The organism is Clostridium nitrophenolicum (genome assembly GCF_055391695.1).
Window position 1 is genome coordinate 898,389 of record NZ_AP042469.1, and the last position, 23,161, is coordinate 921,549.

General features: G+C 30.1%; 22 protein-coding genes and 1 other annotated feature (1 of these 23 running past the window's edge). Of the genes, 20 read left to right on the plus strand and 2 right to left on the minus strand.

Features of this window, described 5'->3' with window-relative positions:
• Positions 1-152 precede the first annotated feature (152 nt).
• The 4 genes from ACZ5N4_RS04100 to dut all read left to right on the plus strand — a co-directional run bounded on the left by ACZ5N4_RS04100 (position 153) and on the right by dut (position 2,763).
• On the plus strand, positions 153-1,076 hold the full coding sequence (locus tag ACZ5N4_RS04100) for an ABC transporter ATP-binding protein (protein ID WP_464207388.1): 924 nt from the start codon (positions 153-155) through the stop codon (positions 1,074-1,076).
• The gene (locus ACZ5N4_RS04105) at positions 1,069-1,878 is read left to right on the plus strand and encodes an ABC transporter permease (RefSeq protein WP_464207389.1); all 810 of its coding nucleotides are present in this window, start codon (positions 1,069-1,071) and stop codon (positions 1,876-1,878) included. The genes ACZ5N4_RS04100 and ACZ5N4_RS04105 overlap by 8 nt, the downstream gene beginning before the upstream one ends.
• Before the next feature lie 23 nt (positions 1,879-1,901).
• A complete protein-coding gene (locus ACZ5N4_RS04110; RefSeq protein WP_464207391.1) occupies positions 1,902-2,222 on the plus strand; it encodes a thioredoxin family protein in 321 nt (106 codons plus the stop codon).
• 106 nt (positions 2,223-2,328) lie between these two features.
• Complete coding sequence (gene dut, locus ACZ5N4_RS04115; protein ID WP_464207393.1) at positions 2,329-2,763, plus strand: dUTP diphosphatase; 435 nt, start codon at positions 2,329-2,331, stop codon at positions 2,761-2,763.
• 129 nt (positions 2,764-2,892) lie between these two features.
• Here the strand turns inward: dut and ACZ5N4_RS04120 are convergent, their stop codons facing one another.
• Entirely contained in the window at positions 2,893-3,879 is a 987-nt protein-coding gene (locus ACZ5N4_RS04120; RefSeq protein WP_464207395.1) for a GNAT family N-acetyltransferase, read from the minus strand.
• A gap of 196 nt (positions 3,880-4,075) precedes the next feature.
• On the opposite strand from ACZ5N4_RS04120, the gene ACZ5N4_RS04125 reads away from it, so the two are divergent.
• The 8 genes from ACZ5N4_RS04125 (at position 4,076) to ACZ5N4_RS04160 (ending at position 10,816) form a co-directional block, all read left to right on the plus strand.
• Complete coding sequence (locus tag ACZ5N4_RS04125) at positions 4,076-4,249, plus strand: hypothetical protein (RefSeq protein WP_464207397.1); 174 nt, start codon at positions 4,076-4,078, stop codon at positions 4,247-4,249.
• A gap of 25 nt (positions 4,250-4,274) precedes the next feature.
• A complete protein-coding gene (locus ACZ5N4_RS04130) occupies positions 4,275-5,186 on the plus strand; it encodes an ABC transporter ATP-binding protein (protein ID WP_464207399.1) in 912 nt (303 codons plus the stop codon).
• Complete coding sequence (locus tag ACZ5N4_RS04135; RefSeq protein WP_464207401.1) at positions 5,180-5,926, plus strand: ABC transporter permease; 747 nt, start codon at positions 5,180-5,182, stop codon at positions 5,924-5,926. The genes ACZ5N4_RS04130 and ACZ5N4_RS04135 overlap by 7 nt, the downstream gene beginning before the upstream one ends.
• Positions 5,927-5,939: 13 nt before the next feature.
• On the plus strand, positions 5,940-6,659 hold the full coding sequence (locus tag ACZ5N4_RS04140; RefSeq protein WP_464207403.1) for an ABC transporter permease: 720 nt from the start codon (positions 5,940-5,942) through the stop codon (positions 6,657-6,659).
• Between the two features lie 51 nt (positions 6,660-6,710).
• On the plus strand, positions 6,711-7,424 hold the full coding sequence (locus ACZ5N4_RS04145) for a response regulator transcription factor (RefSeq protein ID WP_464207405.1): 714 nt from the start codon (positions 6,711-6,713) through the stop codon (positions 7,422-7,424).
• Position 7,425: 1 nt separating this feature from the next.
• Positions 7,426-8,823: a HAMP domain-containing sensor histidine kinase gene (locus ACZ5N4_RS04150; RefSeq protein ID WP_464207407.1), complete on the plus strand. Its 1,398-nt coding sequence runs from the start codon at positions 7,426-7,428 to the stop codon at positions 8,821-8,823.
• A gap of 324 nt (positions 8,824-9,147) precedes the next feature.
• Positions 9,148-9,666, plus strand: a complete 519-nt coding sequence (locus ACZ5N4_RS04155; RefSeq protein WP_464207409.1) for an RNA polymerase sigma factor — start codon at positions 9,148-9,150, stop codon at positions 9,664-9,666.
• 13 nt (positions 9,667-9,679) lie between these two features.
• A complete protein-coding gene (locus tag ACZ5N4_RS04160) occupies positions 9,680-10,816 on the plus strand; it encodes a hypothetical protein (protein WP_464207411.1) in 1,137 nt (378 codons plus the stop codon).
• Positions 10,817-11,063: 247 nt separating this feature from the next.
• Here ACZ5N4_RS04160 and ACZ5N4_RS04165 read toward each other — a convergent pair whose 3' ends face one another.
• Positions 11,064-11,663, minus strand: a complete 600-nt coding sequence (locus ACZ5N4_RS04165; protein WP_464207413.1) for a PsbP-related protein — start codon at positions 11,661-11,663, stop codon at positions 11,064-11,066.
• 395 nt (positions 11,664-12,058) lie between these two features.
• Here ACZ5N4_RS04165 and ACZ5N4_RS04170 point away from each other — a divergent pair, with 395 nt between their 5' ends.
• The 8 genes from ACZ5N4_RS04170 (at position 12,059) to ACZ5N4_RS04205 (ending at position 22,905) form a co-directional block, all read left to right on the plus strand.
• Positions 12,059-13,063 (plus strand): LacI family DNA-binding transcriptional regulator, encoded by a 1,005-nt coding sequence (locus ACZ5N4_RS04170; RefSeq protein ID WP_464207414.1) that lies wholly within the window; start codon positions 12,059-12,061, stop codon positions 13,061-13,063.
• A gap of 225 nt (positions 13,064-13,288) precedes the next feature.
• On the plus strand, positions 13,289-14,971 hold the full coding sequence (locus ACZ5N4_RS04175) for a PTS transporter subunit IIBC (RefSeq protein WP_464207416.1): 1,683 nt from the start codon (positions 13,289-13,291) through the stop codon (positions 14,969-14,971).
• A gap of 1 nt (position 14,972) precedes the next feature.
• Positions 14,973-15,779, plus strand: a complete 807-nt coding sequence (locus ACZ5N4_RS04180) for an endonuclease/exonuclease/phosphatase family protein (RefSeq protein ID WP_464207418.1) — start codon at positions 14,973-14,975, stop codon at positions 15,777-15,779.
• Positions 15,769-16,728 (plus strand): ROK family protein, encoded by a 960-nt coding sequence (locus tag ACZ5N4_RS04185; RefSeq protein ID WP_464207420.1) that lies wholly within the window; start codon positions 15,769-15,771, stop codon positions 16,726-16,728. Before ACZ5N4_RS04180 ends, ACZ5N4_RS04185 begins: the two co-directional genes overlap by 11 nt.
• The gene (locus ACZ5N4_RS04190; protein WP_464207422.1) at positions 16,725-18,389 is read left to right on the plus strand and encodes a glycoside hydrolase family 13 protein; all 1,665 of its coding nucleotides are present in this window, start codon (positions 16,725-16,727) and stop codon (positions 18,387-18,389) included. Before ACZ5N4_RS04185 ends, ACZ5N4_RS04190 begins: the two co-directional genes overlap by 4 nt.
• Before the next feature lie 179 nt (positions 18,390-18,568).
• A complete protein-coding gene (locus ACZ5N4_RS04195; RefSeq protein WP_464207424.1) occupies positions 18,569-20,434 on the plus strand; it encodes an APC family permease in 1,866 nt (621 codons plus the stop codon).
• A gap of 117 nt (positions 20,435-20,551) precedes the next feature.
• A complete protein-coding gene (locus ACZ5N4_RS04200; RefSeq protein WP_464207426.1) occupies positions 20,552-20,674 on the plus strand; it encodes a hypothetical protein in 123 nt (40 codons plus the stop codon).
• Positions 20,675-20,796: 122 nt separating this feature from the next.
• The gene (locus ACZ5N4_RS04205) at positions 20,797-22,905 is read left to right on the plus strand and encodes a sensor histidine kinase (protein ID WP_464207428.1); all 2,109 of its coding nucleotides are present in this window, start codon (positions 20,797-20,799) and stop codon (positions 22,903-22,905) included.
• A gap of 129 nt (positions 22,906-23,034) precedes the next feature.
• Positions 23,035-23,161, plus strand: a binding site (T-box leader); it runs 147 nt beyond the window's last position.

The window sequence follows — 23,161 nt, forward strand, 5'->3', positions numbered from 1 at the left end:
GCGATTAGAATAAAAAAAGGACATATGTCATATTAGACTTGTTATATATATTATTTGTTAATAAAAAATTATTATTTGTATATTTATCCTTAAACAGATAATATAGAATCTGTAAGATCAATAAGAAATAGTTAAAATATGAGGTGCAAAGGATGAGTCAAAATAATATTATAGAAGTTGAGAATTTAAGCAAATCCTTTGGAAAAAGGACAGTTATTAATAATATCAGTTTAACTGTTGAAGAAGGAGATATATATGGTTTTTTAGGACAAAACGGTTCAGGAAAAACTACTACTATTCGTATGCTTTTAAACCTCATGCATCCAGATAGTGGTACTATAAGGTTAAACAAATATGATTTGAAAAAAGAATTTCATAAGGCTATAGAGAAGGTTGGAGCTATTGTTGAGGTGCCAAAATTTCACTCTTATTTATCTGGCCGTAAAAATCTTGAGCTTATGGCAAATTTAATACCAGATATACCTGAAGGAAAAGTAGATGAAGTTTTAGAAATGGTTGGTATGTTAAATAGAGCTGATGATAAAGTAAAAACATACTCGCTAGGTATGAGGCAGCGGTTAGGTATTGCCAATGCCTTGCTAAATGATCCTAAGCTTATAATATTGGATGAACCAACTAATGGACTTGATCCACAGGGGATGAAGGAAATAAGAGACATGATATGTAACTTAGCCTATAAAAATAATATAACTTTTTTCATATCTACACACTTGCTTTATGAGGTAGAGCAAATTTGCAATAAAGTAGCTATTTTGCATGGCGGAAAACTATTGGCTCAGGGGAAGGTTGCAGATATGCTTAATCTTGATCTGGAAGTTATCGATGTTCATACACCTTTTCAAGATAAGATGATCAGTATAGTTCAGAACCTCAATTATGTTAAGTATTTTGAAAAAAAACAAAAGTGTGTAAGGTTAAAAATGGAGAAAGGCTTTAGTTCTGAATTAAATCGTCATTTAATAGTAAATGGTATAGATGTTGAGTATTTGATTCCTCAAAGCCAGTCTTTAGAATCATTCTTTATAGAACTTACAGGAGGAAAACAAATTGAGTAATATTATAGTTAACGAAGTTTATAAGTTATTAGCACGTAAAAAGATATACATATTTATGGTTATATTATTTTTATTAGTTCTAATCATGACAATAAGTACTTCTATAACGAATAAAGCTTTTGGTTCTAGTAATCTAAATGCGAATCAAGCGATTTCTCCTATGCAAATTAATGGTCAATCATTTCCCATTACATTACTGGATGGTATTATTAGTTTTGCATTGCCTATTATGGTGATTATATTAGTCGCTGATATCGTTACTGGAGAATATGCAGAGGGTTCCTTGAGATTACCTCTCTTAAGGCAGGTTTCTCGTACACAACTATTATTATCAAAGGTATGTGCCTTAGCTGTTGCAATTATGATATTACTATTTTTTACTGCAGTATTAGGTTACATATTAGGAACGGTTGTTTTGGGGTGGGGAGATAAGTTTTTATTAAAGAGTATGGCACTACCACCAAGCTATGGTATATTATTTACACTGTCTATTTATGGATTTTCAGTGTTGCCTTTGCTTTCTTTTGGAATGATTATACTACTATTTTCAGTTATGCTATCAAACGAAGGAGCTGTAATAAGTACGGGTATGGGGATACTTATTACCCTTATGGTAATTAACGAAATGTTTTATAAAATTTCTCCCTATTTAGTCAACAATTATTTTAATGTTTATAATTTAATAAGTTCTGATTCTGGAATCGAAAATATATTTATGGCTTCAATAATTATATTAATATATGGAGTATTATTTTATATTTTAAGTATAAACATTTTTAAAAAGAGAGATATTTTAATTTAATAAATTTTAGAGAGGATAACTTTATGGAAATATTAAATTCAGTAGAAGAAATTAAAAATTTTATAAAAGATAATAGAATATCTATGATTTATTTTTCATCAAATAGCTGCAGTGTTTGCGTTGATCTTTTGCCAAAGGTTCAAGAGCTACTTAAAGCATATCCTAAAGTTAAATTTGCAAAAATAGAAATTGATAGTGTTCCAGCAGTTGCTGGCACTTTTAGTGTATTTACTTTACCTTGTATTCTTATGTTTATAGATGAAAAAGAAATAATACGTGAGGCAAGATTTATTAGCATTATGGAACTAAAAGAAAAAATTGAAAGGTATTATAGCCTTATATAAGAAGATCAAATTATATGTGAGTATAATAAACGGCGAAGATGTTGTGTTATAATATTTTATGCAAATGCTGCAGTAGATTAAAACATTATAGAATGGAGAATTAGATATGATTGAATTAAAAGTTAAAAGAATAAATGAGGAAGCTAAAATGCCAGAGTATGCTCATGCAGGAGATGCTGGATTAGATTTATTTTCAGTAGATGACCTGAGGATATTACCTGGGGAATCTAAGCTTATTAAAACAGGAATACAGATAGAACTTCCTAAGGGAACTGAAGCTCAGATAAGACCAAGAAGCGGACTAGCCTTAAAAAATCAAATAACAGTGTTAAATACACCTGGAACAATAGATGAAGGCTATAGAGGGGAAATAGGTGTTATATTAATTAACCATGGTAAGCAGGAGTTCCATGTAGAAAAAGGCATGAAAATTGCACAAATGGTTGTTAAACCTGTGTTCACTGTTACTATAAAGGAAATAGAAGAACTTACAGATACAACAAGAGGGGAAGGCGGCTTTGGTTCTACAGGAATTAGATAAGGTTCGCATCCACTAGGTTATGGAAGTTCTCGAGAAAAGAATGGAAGCATAAAATAGAGTGTAAAAATACATAACAGGTGACAGCCATCAGTTATTATATTGATGACTGTCATCATAGTAGATTATTTTCTATTTATATAAAATATGTGTAGTCTCTAAATAGTTGAATTTATATCCAACCCATTCGCTAACATTAATAGCAGGTTTATTTTCGGGATGATGACATACAAGCACTTTCTCAAAATCAACATTTTCAAATAATCTTTTATACATAGATGAATAAAGCCATTTTCCTAAACTTCTTCCTCTATATGGTCTTTTAACTCCAATCATAAATTGATAAGGAAAACGGGTATCGTTATTGTTTACACGTATATTTGATTTAGCGATCATTTCATTGTTTGAGTTGAAAATCATATAGCAATGATGAGTAATATTTTTTTCTTTATTAGAATTATTGATTTGTCTTTGTTTTTCAGGAGTTATAACAAATGGTACATAACCATCCTCATTTACATCTGTCATATCTTCCATAGTTTCCATAAATAAATCACAGTATTGTTGAATATACTTATCTGAAATAATATTAGTATATTTAATAGAAAGATCGGCATTTTTTGCTTCAAATTCTTTTATAGATTTATTAAGTAGGTCTATATCTATGTCTTCTTTTTTCAAAGTATAGTAGTTAGCTCTTAAGTTTACCTTGTTGGTATGTCTTTTTATTAGTTTTTCCAATTCATTATTATATGTAACTACTGCAAGTTCACCATGTCGATTTAGCTTTTCTTGAACTAATTCATTTATAGATTTAAGCATAGTTTCATCAATTATTGAATCACATAAAGATATACTTAATTTATATTGTTCTTTTCCACTCCAATCAGCAGATTTAATGCAACTCAATATTCCACATATTAAAGAATCTTTTTTAAGTACAAATAACTCGTTATCAATTCTATTAAATGTTGATAAAAATAAATCTTTATAATTATTAATATCCTTAAACTGATCTAAGAGGTTGTACTTTTTTACTATATTCTTATTGATTAAATATAGGCTTCCAGCTTCCTTATCTGTCAAATTATTAGGATCAATTTTATAAATTTTGTACATTGCTCTTACCCCCACATTTTATTATTTTTTAAAATGATAAACATTATAATATGTTTTACACCATTAATATACATTATAGTATTTTTATGTCATAAACATCTATATGAAATTAAGCTAGAATTAAGGTTGGCTGAATGATAACTTAAACTCCCTTAGTTATTATAAATACATAAGATAGTTGAGAGGAGAAATGAAAATGAAAAAATTATTTAAAGCTTTAATAATAGTGATATTAATGGGTACAGTAACATCTACAATAGGTAGATTTACAGGAATTAATTTAGATGGTTTATATAGATCAGGGGTATTAATGTATATTTTATATTTTGCTTCAAGTGAATTTAACGCTAAGGAAGCAAAAGTTAAATAATAAGAAGAGTGCGAGGTAGAGCGTTATGGATAATTATATTGTAGAAACTAAGAGCTTAACAAAAATTTTTAAGGATTTTAAAGCGGTAAAAAATATAGACTTAAAGGTTAAAGCAGGAAGTATTTATGGATTTTTAGGGCCAAATGGAGCAGGGAAATCTACTACTATAAGAATGTTATTAGGATTAATTAAACCAACTTCTGGTGAGGTAAAGGTTTTTGGGAAAAGTATTGAGGATCAGAGAGAGGAAATATTGAAAAATGTTGGTGCTTTAGTTGAATCACCTTCATATTATGGGCATTTAACTGCTTATGAAAATCTAGAAATAACTAGAAAGGTTTTAAAGCTTAATAAGTCAGAGATTGATAGGGTACTAGACTTTGTAGGGTTATCTGAAGTTAAGGATAAGAAGGTAAAAGAATTTTCCTTAGGTATGAAGCAGAGATTAGGTATAGCGCAGGCTTTAATGGGAGATCCCAAATTAATAATCTTAGATGAACCAACTAATGGATTAGATCCTGCTGGTATTCAAGAGATTAGAGAGCTGATTAAATCATTGCCGAGGAAAAAAGGTATTACAGTAATAGTATCAAGCCATATTTTAAGTGAAATAGAGCTGATGTCGGATGAGGTTGGAATAATTAAAAAGGGTGAGCTTTTATATCAAGGCACTATAGAAAGCTTAAGAGGAAATAACAACTCAAAAATACTTGTAGGAGTTTCAAATAGACCAGGTACGTTAGAGCTGCTTCGTAAGAGAGGATATAGAGTGAAAGAAGAAAAAGGTAAGTTATGTGTTACTGCCGAAGGCTTATCAGCATCAAAGTTGTGTAAAGAGCTTGTATTATCAGGGGTTGAGGTTAATTACTTATCAGAAGATAAAAAGTCCTTAGAGGATATATTTTTATCATTAACAATGGAGGGAGAGGTATGTTAGGGGATTTAATAATCAATGATATGTATAAACAAAAGAGAAGTATGCTAATTTTTATGATTATAGCTATACCAGTATTTACTTCACTGTTATTATTAATTGATTTTGGTATAAGGTATGAAAGTTATCTTTACCCACTTGCAGTCCAAAAAGGCATTACATCCTGGCAAATGCTATTGTTAGAACAAAAGATGGTTTTCTTTAAGGAATATTTACCTTTGTTTGGAGCCATAATAATTTCTTCTTTGTTTGACAATGAATATAAAAATAATGGATGGACACTGTCTTTAGCTCATCCTGTTTCAAGAGAAAAAGTTATCATATCAAAATTCATAACAAGCTTAAGTTTTATGACAATTATGCTGCTTGTAAATATTTTATCATTAATCCTAGTAGGAAAAATCATGGATTTTCCAGAAGCTATTGATGGAATGTATTTTGTAAAAATGTTTTTTATACAGCTTATATCAGTGGCATCAGTAATGACAATACATTTATTTATTACAATAAAAAATAAAAATACCTTAAAATCAATATGGATAGCTGCTATTTTATCCGTTGTTTCTTCCCAGATATTTTATAGAGGAGAAACTTTAAGCAAATATAACCCTTATTCCTTTTCATCTTTTTCAGATGGATTAGCGCCAACAAACTTAAGACTGCAAATTGTAATGTCAGTAGTTTTGATTATTATAGGACTATTGAGTACATTGATATATTTTAATAAAAAAGAAAGTTATTGATAGGAGGGGCATTATGGAATTATTAAAAGTTGAGTTATTAAAGTTAAAGAGGCTTTCAATTTTTCAAATGGCAATTTTGGCACCAGCGTTGGTTCTTCTATTAGGTATAAAATTCTACAGCTTTATAAAGGTAAAGACCCCGCAAGTTAACCCTTGGGAGGGGCTAGCAGTAGGTTCTGACACTATATTTGTAGGAGCGGCTTTACCTATTCTAATAATGTACGTGATAATAATGATGAGCAGGATAGAGAACTTAAATAATGGTTGGAAGCAGCTTTTAGTTATGCCTGCTAAAAGAGAAAGAATATATTTAACAAAATATTTAGTGGTACTCTTAGTTTTAGCAGCAACTTTAGCTGCATATTTAATAGAGTATACAATAACGGCATATTTGCTTGGAGCTAAGGGAATTATTCCAGTAGAAATGTTTGTAAATATAATATTTATCTTCATAGCTCTACAGCCTTTTATAGCACTATTATTCTTTTTATCAAATAGGTTTAGTTCATTTGTTTTATCTCTAGGAGTGGGAATGATATTTATTATTTCATCAATGTTAATAGTTCAATCAAGCTTCTGGAAATATGTTCCATGGACTTATCCTTTAGCATTAATACAAGGTGATCTTAATATAGCAACAGAAGTATTACCTTTTCTTCTTATAAGTGCCTTTATATTTATATCTATTTTTTTCTTAGATATGTATGACTTTAGGAGAAGAGATATTATATAAGTTTATATATGGTATAATATAGAAAAACTGGCTGATAGCGAGGTGTCCATTTTGATAAGAGAAGATGAATTGTTAGATAAAAAAATATTACTTGTAGATGATGAAGAGCAATTATTAAGTCTGTTAGAGGAAGTTTTAAGGAGAGAGGGATTTAATAACATCTATAGAGCTGATACAGGAATAGATGGTATATTAACTGCAAAGGAAATAGAGCCAGATTTAATAGTTCTTGACGTTAATTTGCCAGACATCGAAGGTTATATGGTGTGTGATAAAATAAGAAAGTTTTCTTTTTGTCCTATAATATTTCTGACAGCAAAAGGAGAAGATGAGGATAAGCTTAACGGATTAGAAGCTGGTGGTGATGACTATGTTACTAAACCTTTTAATATAAAAGAAGTTGTTTTAAGAATAAAAGCGCAATTAAGAAGAAATAACTACATACCTATGGAAGTGAAAGAGAAGAAATTGCAGTTTGGAAACATTACTATAAACGAAGAAAATGGAGAAGTACTAAAGGGAAAAGAGATAATAACCTTAACAGCCAAGGAATATCAACTATTATTATTTTTAGCTAAAAATCCAAATAAAATTTTTAGCAAAAATAGTTTATGCACTAATGTATGGGGTTTTGATTATGATAGCTACGATAATACCATAATGGTGCATATAAGACATCTAAGAGAAAAGATTGAGAAAGACCCGAGTAATCCAGAATATATAAAGACTTTAAAAGGGTTAGGATATAAGTTGGTGGTTGAATAGTATGAAAAGAAAATTGACAATGCAATTTTTATTTTGGAATGTAATTATTTTATTTTTAATACAATTTGTGTTTTTTGCTGTGAATATATTGAGTGTTCATAAGGGGATGGCTTTTTCAAAGAACTTTTATAATTTCACATTTAGTACAGCTGAGTTTTCACAAAAGTATGAAGACAAGTTAATAAATGGACCTCAAAGCTTTAATTTAAATGAAGATGACATAAAAGTATTAACAGAAAACAATATTTGGCTTCAAGTTCTAGATAGTTCTAATAGAGAGGTTTATAATGAGAACAAGCCCAAAGAGATACCAACAGAGTATTTAGCGGGAGAACTTGTGGATTATACCGTTAATGGATGGAAAATGCCAAAACCTTCTACTATACATACAGGGGTATTTAATAAGAGTGGACAGAAATACAGCCTGATATTAGGATTTCCAATAGAAAAAATATCACAGCGTATACTTGTCTTTAGCGAGGAAACTATAAAGTTTTATTTTGCACTAATAATTTTAACTCTTGTTTTGACAATATTAATGGGGTATTTATTTAGCAGAAAGCTTGCAACACCTATAGCAGATATTATAGACAATATTAAGATCTTATCACAGGGAAAATTTAAGATTAAAAGTATCAAAAAAGTAGGAGTTTACACTGAGGTAAATGAAAATATTAATAAATTGGCTAAGAAATTAGAAGAAAATGAAGAGGAAAGAAAAAGCATTGATAAGCTAAAGGAAGAGTGGATTGCAAATATCGCTCATGATTTGAAGACTCCTTTGGCGTCAGTTAATGGATATGCTCAACTTTTATTAAGTGATGATTATCATTTAGAAGATAAAGATGTTAAAAGATATGGAGAAATTATTATAAATAAAACAGAGTATATTCAAGAATTAATTAATGATCTTTCCTTAATGTATAAATTTAAAAATAAAGTAATTCCACTTAAGCTGGAAAGAGAAAATATAGTTAATATTGCACGAGAAACAGTAATTGATATTCTGAATAATCCAGTTTACTCTGATAGAAATATTAACATTAATTATGATTCTGAGGAAATATACATATGCTGCGATAAAAAATATATAAAGAGGGCTTTATGCAATTTTTTATTCAATGCAATAGTTCATAATCCAAAGGATACAATAGTGGATATTAATATAAGTGAAAAATCAGGCGTTATGATAGAAATTAAGGATAATGGAAATGGAATTAAGGAAGAAGATTTAAAATCTCTATTTCATAGATATTATAGAGCCACAAATACAGGTGAAAGCCACAAGGGTTCCGGTCTTGGAATGGCTATAAGCAAGGAGATTATAGAAGTCCATAATGGAGAAATAGAGGTGTTTAGTAAGGTTTCAGAAGGAACAAAGATAGTGATAAAATTATAAGTGGATTGGTTACATCGCTAAATTTATAAAAAAGAAAAAATCTATATTCTAAGGAAAATGGGAGCAAATAAAAAGGAAGTTGAGGGTTCTGGTAATCTGACGATCATATATAAACGGCTGTCTGTAGGTGCCTTAAATGGATGCTTACAGGCAGTTGTATTTTTTGTTAATTTATTATGCAACTATTTTCTATGATTTTTTTGTCTAATAAGTGTAAAGTGAGTACATTTAAAAATTATCAAACTAAATTTAGTGCTGATATTTAAATGCATAGTTTTAGTATTTACTACATATACGCTTATTAATTTCTAGGAGGAAAATATTATGGACTTGTTAATAAAAAAAGCTCAAAAGGGTGATGAAGAGGCCTTTATTAAAGTCGTTGATGAATATATGTGTCAAATGTATAAAATAGCAAGAAGTAGACTTAAAAGTGAAGAAAGTATAGGTGATGCTATACAAGAAACTATTCTCGCTGCCTTTACCAATATTAAACAACTTAAAGAGCCGCGGTATTTCAAAACTTGGATAATTAAAATATTAATAAATAAATGTAATGACATAATAAAAGACGATAAAGTTTTGTATGTTTGTGACTATAGCTTATTGGAAAACACTAGTCTTGCTTATAGTGAAAATTCAGAGGATAAATTAGATTTTGAATGTATTTTAAATAAATTGACCTATGAATATAGGTTAGTTGTAGTTATGTATTATGTAAATGGATTTACCACAAAAGAAATTAGCGAAATACTCAATGAAAAAGAAGGTACTATTAAAAGTAGACTAAGTAGGGCTAGACAACAATTAAAAACCCATTATCTTAAAGAAAATATATTTTAGGAGGTATTTTATAATGAACATTAATTTTGAAGATGAAATAAAGAAGATCCTAAATGAGGATGTAGCAATACCAGACAGTGTTTTAGAGAAGAAAGAGATGGCTTTTAATAAAATAAGAAAAAGCAGAAATGTAAAAGTTAAGTTTTCATATAAACAAAAGCTAGTAGCTTCTATAATGGCTGTAACTATTATTGGAGGAATCGTCTTTGGAACTACTGCTATAGCATCAATAAAAAAATGTCTATTTCAGAATGACTATGGAGTTCAGAAAGCAGTAGATAATGGCTATGTTCAAAATACCGAGAATAATGTTATGAAAAACAATGGCGTGGAGATAAAGGTAAGTAATGTATTAAAAGACAGTAAAAGAGTAGCCTTATCCCTAAATCTAAAGTTTACTGATAAAAATACACTGAACTATTTTAAGTATATGAAGCTTAGCTGCAGTATCAAGACTGATGGTGGTAAAGAAATACCATTTTCCTCCGAAGATTATAACTACAGCATAGATAAAGAAAAAGGAGAATTAGTTTTTAATGATATATTAAGCGTTTCAGACGGATTCGGTGATGAAAATATGGTATCAGCATCAAAGGAGTTTAAAGATATAAATAGTTTTAATCTTGAGATAAAAAAAATAGAGTTACTTGCTGATGCTTCAGCACAAATAGATTCGAAGACTTTACCAAAGTTAGATAATGACACAAAAAAACAATTGGAAGAAGCAGGAGTAAAGTTATACAAAGTAATTGAGGGTACATGGAAAACTAATATAAAATTAGATGAAAAGTTTAAAGATGTTAAGCCAATTGCATATAAAACTGCTGAAAATAATGATTTTATAAATATTGTTTCTGCTGAAATGCTACCTACTGGAATGGATATTACTTTTAATTTTAATAACCAAACAAAACCTTTAAGTCAAGAAACTTTGAAAGAAATTGATAAAATCACATTAGTAGACGATAAAGGAATTATCTATAAACCAACAGAAAGAATTTTGCAAAATGGCAATGATAATAATAAAACTAATGTAACAAAGACCTTTTGTGTTACAGCTTTTGATAAGATTGGAAATTTAAAAATGATTGTTAAAGATTTAAATGGAAATACTCAAGAAATTAAATTAGTTAAAGTGTCCTCAAATTAGCTATCGCAGCTTTATAGTAGATTTCATTCACTATGATTCGATCTCCACTATACAATCTCCACAACTGCTTGTAGGTACCTTAAATAGCTACTTACAGGTAGTTGCATTTTTAGTACAAAATAATTTAGAAGATTTTGTTGAGTGGGTAAAAATTTTTAGAATTAAAAATAATAGATTTCTGAAATAGTATTATTTACAAGAAAACTATCTTAGAAATCTATATCCTAATTTATCAAAATTAATTTTTTTAAAGTTCTTTAAAGGAAGTTACAACTTTTGTTAATTCATCTTTACTTTCATCAAATTTAGTTGTAAGAGTCCATGCAGATACTTCATGAAAAGCTTTTGGAGAATCTACTATTGCATATACATAAGATACTTTAATATTATTTATTTCACCTTTAATTACAAAAGTTTTAGCTTTACGTCCATTTATCTCTGCATCTTTAACTTCTGAAATTTCAGCATTGGTTATTGTTTGTTTTAAATATTTGACAGCTGTCTCGTAACACTGATCTAATGTTATTTTTTCAGAAAAGTTTTCTTTGGATGTAGAAACTACTACAGCATATTTTTCAGCAGCTTTATTTCCTACTGGTATAGAAACTTTTGGATTGATCTGTTTTAGTTCATCAAGCTGAGTCCAATTATCAGGTATTGTTATTTGTACCTTATTATCTGGGCTTTTAAAATCTTTTGTTTTTGCCTTTTTATCTTTTGCTGTCTCAGATTTTGTTGTTTCGTTAGCTGGTTTTGTAGTGGTTGTTTTAGAACCACAACCAACAGTTGCTGTGATTAATAGTATAAGCGAAGAAACACTTATAATTTTTATTATCCTTTTTTTCATAAAAATCCCCCTTTTTCTCGTTAAATACATGATTTGACATGGAAATAATAACATAAATTTACCTTTTTTGCAATAAGAAAAATAAATTTATTATATGACTGTAGGGTTAGGATTAGGTGTTGATGATTATATTGCTAAACTTTTTCCTATTGTATAGTTTCGTTATTCCAATTTCATATTCCAGTCCAGTCTATTCCAAGGACTTTCTTTAAGAAGCTTTTTCTGCTCTTATAATAAAGAAAAGGGTGAAGAAGTAATAACCTTAACAACAACTATGCCTTGTATTCACCAATGAAACCCTATAATAATATTGACACTCTAGATTTATTTATATAAAATTATGATATATGAAAACGGTTGAACACTATTATAATAAGGAATAGGGTGTGAATTGAATGAGTGTCACAATAAAAGATGTGGCGAGAGAGGCAAATGTTTCTCCATCAACGGTATCAAGAGTTATTGCTGAAAATCCTAGGATAAGTGATGAGACAAAGAAAAGGGTTAACGAGGCAATAAAAAAACTAAATTATCATCCTAATATAATAGCTAGAAGCTTGACTAATAAGATAACCAAAGTTATAGGCATAGTTTTGCCAAGTGAAGCAGAGGATTTATCTAAGAATCCCTTTTTTATACAGGTTATGACAGGCATAAGTGCTTATGCTAAAAAGTCAGGATATTACATAATGTATACTTTTTGTAAGACGCAAGAAGAAGAAGAGGAGTCTATAAAAAATTATGTAAACAGTAATTTAGTAGATGGAATAATTCTTACTGTAGCTCGTTTTAAAGACAAGTGTATAAAATATCTTCAAGAAATAGATTTCCCTTTTGTAGTAATCGGAAGACCTGAAGATACAAAAAATGTGCTTTGGGTAGATAACGATAATTTTCATGCTATGTATAATGCAGTTAGTAAATTGTTGCGTAAAGGACATAAGGAAATTGCTTTTATTGGAGCTAATAGCGAGCTAAATGTATCTAAAGATAGATTAAGTGGATACAAGCAAGCACATAAAATTCACGGTATTGATGTTGATGAAAGTATTATTATAGAGGTTGATGCTTTTAAAAAAGATTTAGGTTATGAAGCAGTGAAAACAATATTAAATATAAAAATTCCTACAGCAATAGTAACTACAGATGACCTTCTCGCTTTTGGAGTTAATTCTTATTTGTTAGAAAACAACATTAGAGACATAAGCATAGTAGGTTTTAATAATAGTCCACTAGCAGAATATCAAAAACCCTCTTTAACTTCAGTAGATATTAATTCAAGAGAAATAGGATACTATGCTGCAAAGTTATTGGTTGATAGACTCCAGAATAGAGTAAAAGAAACACATTACATCATAGAAACTAATTTAATAGAACGGGAATCAACTGTAAAAAAATAAAAATTGCTTGTACTATACTGTACAGGCAATTTTTATTTTATCTGATTATGCCTTAATGATGAAATTGTAATTAATTTGAGCAATATGTATTGACAACCTTTTCACTAGAAAATATAATTTAATCATAGAGCAATCGTTTGCACAAATAATATAAATATAACAAGTAACGTTTGCGCAAGGTTAAATAATAGTTTATAATTATTTAAGATTGGGGAGGAAAAGAAAATGTCTTTACAAAAATCAAAGTTGATTTCATTCGATTTTTGGCAAAAATTTGGTAAGGCTCTATTGGTAGTTGTTGCAGTAATGCCTGCTGCAGGACTTATGATTTCTTTAGGAAAGGTTTTAGGAATATTCTTTGGAGGTTCAGCAATTATTAATCTTGTTGGACACATAGTTGAAGATATAGGCTGGGGAATAATAGTTAACTTAAACCTATTATTCGCAGTGGCGATTGGAGGGTCCTGGGCTAAGGAACGCGCTGGGGGTGCTTTTGCATCTTCAATAGCTTTTATACTTATTAATCGTATTACAGGAGCAATATTTGGGGTATCATCTGCAATGCTTGCAGATCCTAATGCAGTTGTAACAAATATCTTAGGCGGTAAACTTTTAGTTAAGGATTACTTTATATCAGTACTTGGAGCACCAGCTCTAAACATGGGCGTGTTTGTAGGTATAATTTCAGGTTTCTTAGGAGCAGCATTATACAATAAATATTACAATTATAACAAGTTGCCTAACTCACTTTCATTTTTCAATGGAAAGCGTTTTGTACCTTTCGTAGTTATAGCACAATCACTTGTTTTTGCAGCAGTACTTGCCATATTTTGGCCAGTTGTACAAGCCGGAATAAATAATTTTGGAAAATGGATAGCTACATCAAAAGACAGTGCACCATTTATATCTACCTTTGTGTATGGTTCTCTCGAACGTTTATTATTACCTTTTGGATTACATCACCTAATAACAATTCCAATAAATTATACTCCTCTTGGAGGAAATTATAGTATACTAACTGGTGATAAAATAGGACAGATTGTGTCTGGACAAGATCCATTGTGGTTGGCTTGGGTTACTGATTTAAATAATTTAAAAGCGGCAGGGGACATGGCTGGCTATAATAATTTACTTGCAACAGTGCATCCTGCACGTTTCAAGTTGGGTCAAGTAATAACTTCCACAGCGACGTTAATAGGTGCAGCTGTAGCAATGTATAGAAATGTAGATGTGGATAAAAGAGCAAAGTATAAATCTATGTATCTTTCAGCAGCATTAGCAGTATTTTTAACAGGTGTCACAGAGCCTATTGAATTCATGTTTATGTTTACTTCACCTATTTTATACGGAGCTTATGCTATACTTACAGGTGTTGCTTTTGCAATGGCAGATTTAATTAATTTACGTGTTCATGCTTTTGGTTTTATAGAATTATTAACTCGTACTCCAATGATGGTAAATGCAGGATTAACAAAGGATTTAATAAGTTTTGTTCTAGTAGCAATAGCCTTCTTATTTATTAGCTACTTCATGTTTAACTTTATGATTAAAAAGTTTAATATCCCTACACCAGGTCGTGCTGGTAATGAGGTAGATATTGTTGAAAATAACAATAATTCAAAGGAGCAAAATACAGAAGCGAAGAATGAAGTTGCCTCTGCAGTAAAGGATGAAATAGCCCATAATGCTATAAAATTACTAGGTGGAAAAGAAAATATAGTAGATGTAGATGCCTGTATGACTCGTCTACGTGTAACAGTTAAAAATACAGAGTTAGTTGCTAAAGAAAAAGAATGGAAAGATAATAAAGCTATTGGGCTAATAATAAAAGATAAAGGTGTTCAAGCTATATATGGACCAAAAGCTGATATTATAAAATCAAATATAATAGATATTTTAGGTGTTTAATATGAAACTTTTAACTTTAAACTGTCATTCTTGGATGGAAAACAATCAAGAAGAAAAAATAAAAATTATTGCAAGAACCATATATGAAAAAGACTATGATGTAATTGCTCTTCAAGAAGTAAATCAATCCATAAAAGAAGAAAAGATTTTTGCAAACATAAAAAAGGACAATTTTGCCTTAGTTTTAATAAAAGAGTTAAGTAAACTAGGATGCAATAAATACAAAATGCTTTGGGATTTTTCACATATAGGCTATGAAACCTATGAAGAAGGGGTAAGTATTCTTACTAAACATAAAATAGAAGAAGAACACTCCTTCTTCGTTAGTAGGAGTAGAGACTTAAGCTTTTGGAAGACTAGAAAGGTTGTTGGTGCATCTATAAGAATTAATGAAAAGCTCGTAGATTTCTATTCCTGTCATTTAGGATGGTGGAATGATGAAGAGGAGCCTTTTAAAGATCAGGTGGATAAACTGCTGAGCAGAATAGAAAAGGGCAAATTGACATTTTTTATGGGAGACTTTAATAATAACAGCTTTGTAAAAAGAGAAGGGTATGACTATTTAATAAAGAATGGATTATATGATACCTTTTTAATTGCTAAGGAAAAAGATAGTGGAATAACGGCAAAAGGAAATATAGATGGTTGGGATCAGAATAAAAATGATTTGAGATTAGATTTAATATTAGCAAATGAAAAATTAGATATTAAATATTCTAAAGTAATATTTAATGGTATTAATAATATGGTAGTGTCAGATCATTATGGAGTAGAGATAGAAATATGGAGGGATTATTATGGAAAGTAAATATATCATAGGTATTGATTTGGGCGGAACAAAAATAAGTGGAGCTCTTGCAAATTTTAATGGAGACATAGTTGCAAAGTATACACTTCCTACAAAAGTAGAAGAGGGAGAAGAGGCAGTATTAGAAAGAATAATATCTGTAGGAGAAAGGGTATTAGAGGAATCTAAGGTTAATAAAGATGATGTTTTAGCTATAGGAATAGGATGTGCAGGGATTTTAAATATAAAAGAGGGGAAAATTGTTACTGCTCCTAATCTTCCTTTTAGGAATTTTAATGTGGTTAAATCTTTAAAAGATAAGTTCAATATTCCAGTTTACTTAGACAATGATGCTAACGTAGCAGCTATTGGTGAGTATGTTTTCGGAGCTGGAAAAGGTACAAATAATATGGTGTTTATAACAGTTTCCACTGGCATAGGCGGTGGTGCTGTGCTAAATGGGAAAATCTATAGGGGAAATACTTGCAATGCCTTAGAAATAGGACATATGACTTTAGAAAAAGAGGGTCCTCGCTGCAATTGTGGAAATTATGGTTGTGCAGAGGCCTTAGCCTCAGGTACAGCTATAGGTAGAGCTGCAAATGAAGCAATAAAAAAGGGAGAAAAAACTTCTTTAGCTGATTATGAAAAGGTAACATCCTTTGAGGTATTTAAAGAAGCGGAAAAAGGGGATGAATTAGCACAAAAGGTACTTAACAAAGCTTTAAATTATCTTGGAATATGTGTTGCTAATGTAATCACCTTCTTTGATCCAGAGGTAGTTATAATTGGAGGTGGAGTTTCAAAAGGAGGAGAAATAGTCTTTGATAAGATAAATGAAGTAGTTAAGGCTAGATGTTTTGAGGCTATGTGGAAAAGTACAAATATAGTACCTGCGGCATTAGGAACTGATGCAGGAGTTATAGGGGCTATTGCTCTTGCCATAATGGAAAGGAAAGATACTATATGAAGAAAGTTTGGTGGAAAGAAGCCATTGCCTATCAAATATATCCAACAAGTTTTATGGACTCTAATGGCGACGGAATAGGTGATTTACAGGGGATAATTTCTAAGCTGGATTATTTAAAAGACCTAGGAATTGATGTAATATGGATTTGCCCAATGTATAAATCTCCAAATGATGATAATGGCTATGATATTAGCGATTATCAAGATATTATGCAAGAATTTGGTACAATGGATGATTTTGATAAACTGATGAAGGAAGTTCATAGACGTGGCATGAAACTTATAATTGATCTGGTTATCAATCATACTAGTGATGAGCATCCATGGTTTATTGAGTCTCGTTCTTCAAAGCATAACCCAAAGCGTGATTGGTATATATGGCGTGATGGCAAAGCTGAAAATGAACCAAATAACTGGGAAAGTATTTTTGGCGGCTCTGCCTGGGAATATGACGGAGCATCAGAGCAGTACTATCTGCATTTGTTTTCAGCAAAACAACCAGATTTAAACTGGGAAAATAGAGAAATGCGTGAATCTGTCTATAGTATGATTAACTGGTGGTTAGATAAGGGTATCGATGGCTTTCGTGTTGATGCAATAAGCCATATTAAAAAAGAAGATGGACTACAAGATATGCCCAATCCAGAGGGACTAAATTATGTAACATCCTTTGAAAAACATATGAACGTAGATGGGATTCATAAATATCTTAAGGAATTAAAAGAAAGCACTTTTGATAAGTATGATATTATGACTGTGGGTGAAGCTAATGGTGTAAAGGTTGAGGATGCAGAGCTTTGGGTTGGAGATAAAAATGGAAAGTTTAATATGATATTTCAATTTGAACATTTGAATTTATGGGATGATGGAATAAGTAATAAACTTAACCTTGTAAGATTAAAGAAGGTTTTATCAAAATGGCAAAAAGGATTGGAAAATAGAGGATGGAATGCGTTATATATTGAAAATCATGATATACCTCGTGCTGTATCCACCTGGGGTAATGATAGAGAATACTGGCGTGAAAGTTCTACTGCATTAGCGGCTATGTATTTTATGATGCAGGGTACGCCTTTTATATATCAAGGTCAAGAAATTGGCATGACTAATGTTAAGTTTGAAAGTATTGAGGAGTACAATGATGTAAAAACTCAGAATATGTATGCTATTAAAAGAGAGCAAGGTATGAGTTATGAAGATATAATGAAAATTATATGGTCATCATCAAGAGACAACTCCCGTACTCCTATGCAATGGGATGAATCAGCAAATGCAGGATTTTCAGCGGTTAAGCCCTGGATTGGGGTTAATCAAAATTACAAAGAGATTAATGTAGAAAAACAACTAAAAGACCCAAATTCTATACTGAATTTTTATAAAAAAATGATTTCCATTAAAAAGCAAAATGATATATTTACATATGGCAGCTATGACTTGATTTTAGAGGAGAATGAGCAAATTTATGCATACACACGTACTTTATATGAGGAAAAAGTTATAGTTATATGTAATTTATCAGCCTTAGAATCTGTATATTATCATAAAGATATAAAACTATCATATGATAATTTATTATTATGCAATTATGATGTACATGAGCATAGTTATATAACAAGCTTTGTGTTAAAACCATATGAAGCAAGGGTCTATAGAGTATTGTAACTAAAATAAAGCTGTATCTAAAAGCGAAATAATATGCTTTTAGATACAGCTTTTAGTTTGTAATGAAAGATTATATGCTGGATAAATTTTTGCGAAAAAACTAATAATATTAGTAGATTTGTCGACTATGGTATTATATACTAATTTCAATATTAAATTTACCAAGCGGAGGAGATAATATGGGTGGAGGAGATAACGTAGTAAAAAAGTTTCTAGATGTTTTAATTGGCGAACCTCTGGCAAATGAACAACAGGCACATGAAAAATATAATGTTCCTTTTGGACTTGCAATAATGGCTAGCGACGCAATATCATCAGTAGCCTATGCAGCAGAAGAAATTCTTTATGTATTGATAGCTGTAATAGGATTAATGTCCTATGTTTGGCTTGGATGGGTTTCTCTGATGATTATAGGACTTTTAATAATACTAACAGTGTCATACATACAGATTATAAGAGCATATCCACAGGGTGGAGGAGCTTATGTAGTAGCAAAGGAAAATTTAGGAGTAAAGGCAGGTTTGATTGCTGGTGCTTCGCTTCTGATTGACTATATTCTTACGGTAGCTGTTAGTGCTAGCTCAGGTGTTGCTGCAATTGTATCCGCATTCCCAAGCTTAGGAAGACACACAGTTGCTTTAGTTGTAGGACTGATAGCGATATTAACCATTTTAAATTTAAGAGGGGTAAGTGAATCATCGAAAATTTTCAGTATCCCAACCTACTTATTTATATTAAGTATGATATTTATGATTATATATGGTATGATAAAATTTTCAATATATGGAGCTCCAACTCCTATGGTAAATGAACAAATAAAGGCATCTGGAGCTGTAAGTATATTTTTAATTTTAAGAGCCTTTTCATCAGGATGTTCAGCCTTAACAGGTTTAGAAGCAGTTAGCAACTCTGTTCCAAACTTTAAGGAACCTAGACAAAAAAGTGCAATAACCGTTATGGTTTTGCTGTCTGCATTAATATTATTTATATTTGGTGGAACTTCATTACTTGCGAGATTTTATCATGCAGTTCCAGTAGGATATCCTACTGTAATTGCACAAATTGCATATGGTGTTTTTGGTAAAACCTTTATGTTCTATGTTGTACAATTTACTACTGCTATAATACTTCTTATGGCATGTAATACTGCTTTTACAGGGTTTCCAATGCTTATGTATGTAGTAGGAAAGGATGGTTTTGCTCCTAGACAATTTACTATAAGAGGAAAAAGACTAAGCTTTTCTACAGGAATAGTGGCACTATCTTTCGTAGCATGTGTACTTGTTATTATATTTAATGCCACAACGCATAGATTAATACCACTATACTCAGTTGGTGTTTTCCTATCCTTTACATTAGCACAAACAGGTATGGTTATTCACTGGAAAAGTGTAAAAGAACCAGGATGGAAAAAGCGTGCATTTATTAATGGCTTTGGTGCATTTATAACAATTATTACAACACTGATAATTACTTTTGAAAAATTTGCTGAAGGTGCCTGGATAGTTGCAATACTTATTCCTTTAATTGTCCTTGGCATGACGAGGATTAAGAGACATTATAATCGTGTGGCAGATTTTTTGAGGGCTAATCGTGACGAATTAATAAAATCTCAATTAGACAGAAAGTTTACTCATATAATGATTGTTCCTATAGAAAGTTTAAATAAGGGAGCGTTAAATGCACTCCAATATGCAAGGAGTATTACACCAGATGTGATAGCTTTAAACGTCTCTACAAACAAAGAAGGAATGGAGAAGCTGCAAACTAGGTGGAAGGAATTGAATACAGATATACTTTTAGTTTCAAAGTACTCACCATACAGAGCTGTAGTTACACCATTAATCAAGTATATAAGTGATATAGTAGAAGCAGCAGGAGAAAATGAAAAAATAACAGTTGTGCTGCCTGAATTTATAGTTCACGAATGGTGGGGAGAAATCCTGCACAATCATACTAGCTTTTTTATTAGAGAAACTTTGTTAAGAAACGAAAATGTTGTAATTGCAACGCACCCTTATCATTTAGCTGAAGATGAAGAATAATTATGATATTACTAATATTTTTATATTAATATTCTCCTTATGGAAAGATATGCAGAGATAGAAAATATACTGCATATCTTTTCTATTTAGTAAGTATGAATTTATTGATAAACTTAGATGGTAATATATACGATACATAAAATAGAGGGTAAAGGTATGGAAGTAATAGAAGGTGAATACATAGTTAATGATTACGCTGTTTATAGTTTGATTTTTGATGATTACAAAATGTTAAGATAAGTGTTATATTTTTCACAAATTAGTATTGATTTGGAGAAAATTTTGGAATAGTTTGAAAATTTGGCAGGTTTTTTTTGTATTTTGTAGAATATTATAGTAAAAATGTATTCAGGAGGTGTATTATGGAATCAGCTTCGAGAAAATCTTTTAATATTTTTAATATTTTTAATATTTTTGATTCAACTAAACCTATAAGGAAACTAAATTTTCATAAAGTCATAATTTTTATTAGCACTGTGTTATTCATTCTTTATGCAGAAATGAAAAATTATATCTTTTTTCATAGTACTATAGAAACGCTGAATACAGCTATTTGCTTTGGGTTAAGCATTATTGCCGTTAACACCTATAGAATATCTTGTAACAATTATTTTACCTATTTAGGTATTATGTATGGTTTTGCCTCTTCTTTTAACTTCCTTCATGGTGCAGCTTTTGCCGGTATAGTTAGCAGCTCAAAAGATTCAATCAACATATCTGTACAGTTTAATATAATATATAGACTTATGGAAGGCTTTTCACTTATTATATCATTTATATTTTTACATAAAAAAATAAAACCTTATTTAGTATTTTACTGTTATGCATTAAGCTCTATTTTTCTGATATATATAATTGTTAATACAAATTTACTACCAGATTTTTTTGTATATGGTTCAGGACTAACTAGGTTTGAAAATAAGTGTGAATATATAATTATTTTTAGTATGATAGTATTTATTTATCTATTGATAAAAAGTAAAAATTATTTTAGTGCTAAAATTACCATTTATATGATTATATATGTACTTACAACAATACTAATAAGATTCGTAGCTATTTATACCAACTCTGTTTATAATGATTTTAGTTTAATAGGGCATATCTTAAAGTTTATATCATATTATTTTTTATACAAAGCTCTAGTAGCAGAAGTATTGAATACTCCTTTTGATATGTTATTTCGTAAACTAAATATGAGAAATTCGGAGTTAAAATTAAAAGCTTTTGATTTAGAAAAGGCAATTAATAAGCTAAATGAAGAAAAATTTAGGTTAGAAGAAATAAAGAAGGAGCTTGAGATTAGCAAAGATATGTATAAGAGACTCTTAGAGTTTTTGCCTGACGCAGTTATATTGAGAACTGGTGACAGAATAATTTTTGCTAATAACGCAGCTGTTGTACTATTTGGAGCAGAAAATCAAAAAGAACTAGTAGGGAAATCACCGGCTGATTTGACGTATGAAGAACACTTAGAAGATTTAAATGATAGATTAAATAGACAAAGAAGGGGAGTCAAAAATAGTTTTGATTTTGTTGAATATAGATTAACCACATTAGATGGCAGAATTATTGATGTTGAGTTAAAAAGTTGCTCAATTATGATTAAAGAGGAGAACCTGTTTATAACAGTTATATATGATGTTTCTGAAAGAAAAAAAGCTGAGAAAACTGCTAGATTATTAAATGAAGCTCGTGAAAATGAAAGGCTTAGAACAGAGTTTTTTGCAAACCTATCCCATGAGTTCAGAACTCCCTTAAATGTAATATATAGCGCTTTACAAGTTATGGATATAAAGTTTAAAGATGAAACTATAGAAAAGTATAATTTTATAATAAAACAAAATTGTCATAGGCTATCAAGACTAACAAATAATATAATTGATTCAACGAAAATTAGTTCCGGATTTTTGAAGTTGAATTTATCTTATAGTAATATTGTTTCTGCTGTTGAAGATATTTCATTATCCGTTTCTTCATATATAGAATCAAAGGACATGATATTGATATTTGATACAGAAGTTGAGGAGAAATATTTAGATTTTGATCCAGAAGCAATAGAAAAGGTTATTTTAAATCTCCTATCGAATGCAGTTAAGTTTGGAAGAGAAAATGGAACAATATTTGTTAATGTTTTTGATAGAAAAAACGCTGTAATCATATCTATAAAGGATAATGGAATAGGGATTTCAAAGGATCAACAGCCTTTTGTATTTGATAGATTTAAACAAGTGGATAAGTCCTTTACTCGAAATAGAGAGGGAAGTGGTATTGGATTAGGATTAGTAAAGTCTCTTATTGAGCTTCACGAAGGAAACATTACACTAATAAGTGAAGAAGGATTCGGAAGTGAATTTATTATAGAGCTGCCTGCAACAGAATTTTGTAAAGATTATTCTAGCAGCACGTCAGCTTTAGAGTATAATTTAAATGAGAAAGTAAGTATTGAGTTTTCCGATATATATTCATAAGTTTAATATCATATCTTTCATAGATGAATAATTGTATATCATATAATATATACTAATGATAACTTATAATTATATTTTAAACTATTGATTTTAGTGTATAATTATGGTAGAATATTTAAAACTAAATTATTAAAAGCTACGAAGAGAAGAAGTAAGATATATATGTCTTTTACAGAGAGTTCCTAGCGCTGAGAGGGAGCAAAGAAAAGTATTCTGAATACATCTCTGAGCATCACACCAAACCTTTCATTTTTGA

Bases quoted from the DNA above. Each gene is read 5' to 3' on its own strand.
- ACZ5N4_RS04205 (WP_464207428.1), top strand. From the start codon at position 20,797: ATGGAATCAGCTTCGAGAAAATCTTTTAATATTTTTAATATTTTTAAT.
- ACZ5N4_RS04185 (WP_464207420.1), top strand. From the start codon at position 15,769: ATGGAAAGTAAATATATCATAGGTATTGATTTGGGCGGAACAAAAATA.
- ACZ5N4_RS04190 (WP_464207422.1), top strand. From the start codon at position 16,725: ATGAAGAAAGTTTGGTGGAAAGAAGCCATTGCCTATCAAATATATCCA.
- ACZ5N4_RS04165 (WP_464207413.1), bottom strand. From the start codon at position 11,663: ATGAAAAAAAGGATAATAAAAATTATAAGTGTTTCTTCGCTTATACTA.
- ACZ5N4_RS04200 (WP_464207426.1), top strand. From the start codon at position 20,552: ATGGTAATATATACGATACATAAAATAGAGGGTAAAGGTATGGAAGTA.
- ACZ5N4_RS04160 (WP_464207411.1), top strand. From the start codon at position 9,680: ATGAACATTAATTTTGAAGATGAAATAAAGAAGATCCTAAATGAGGAT.
- ACZ5N4_RS04125 (WP_464207397.1), top strand. From the start codon at position 4,076: ATGAAAAAATTATTTAAAGCTTTAATAATAGTGATATTAATGGGTACA.
- ACZ5N4_RS04175 (WP_464207416.1), top strand. From the start codon at position 13,289: ATGTCTTTACAAAAATCAAAGTTGATTTCATTCGATTTTTGGCAAAAA.
- ACZ5N4_RS04100 (WP_464207388.1), top strand. From the start codon at position 153: ATGAGTCAAAATAATATTATAGAAGTTGAGAATTTAAGCAAATCCTTT.
- ACZ5N4_RS04150 (WP_464207407.1), top strand. From the start codon at position 7,426: ATGAAAAGAAAATTGACAATGCAATTTTTATTTTGGAATGTAATTATT.
- ACZ5N4_RS04170 (WP_464207414.1), top strand. From the start codon at position 12,059: ATGAGTGTCACAATAAAAGATGTGGCGAGAGAGGCAAATGTTTCTCCA.
- ACZ5N4_RS04140 (WP_464207403.1), top strand. From the start codon at position 5,940: ATGGAATTATTAAAAGTTGAGTTATTAAAGTTAAAGAGGCTTTCAATT.
- ACZ5N4_RS04110 (WP_464207391.1), top strand. From the start codon at position 1,902: ATGGAAATATTAAATTCAGTAGAAGAAATTAAAAATTTTATAAAAGAT.
- ACZ5N4_RS04180 (WP_464207418.1), top strand. From the start codon at position 14,973: ATGAAACTTTTAACTTTAAACTGTCATTCTTGGATGGAAAACAATCAA.
- ACZ5N4_RS04155 (WP_464207409.1), top strand. From the start codon at position 9,148: ATGGACTTGTTAATAAAAAAAGCTCAAAAGGGTGATGAAGAGGCCTTT.
- ACZ5N4_RS04120 (WP_464207395.1), bottom strand. From the start codon at position 3,879: ATGTACAAAATTTATAAAATTGATCCTAATAATTTGACAGATAAGGAA.
- ACZ5N4_RS04135 (WP_464207401.1), top strand. From the start codon at position 5,180: ATGTTAGGGGATTTAATAATCAATGATATGTATAAACAAAAGAGAAGT.
- ACZ5N4_RS04195 (WP_464207424.1), top strand. From the start codon at position 18,569: ATGGGTGGAGGAGATAACGTAGTAAAAAAGTTTCTAGATGTTTTAATT.
- dut (WP_464207393.1), top strand. From the start codon at position 2,329: ATGATTGAATTAAAAGTTAAAAGAATAAATGAGGAAGCTAAAATGCCA.
- ACZ5N4_RS04130 (WP_464207399.1), top strand. From the start codon at position 4,275: ATGGATAATTATATTGTAGAAACTAAGAGCTTAACAAAAATTTTTAAG.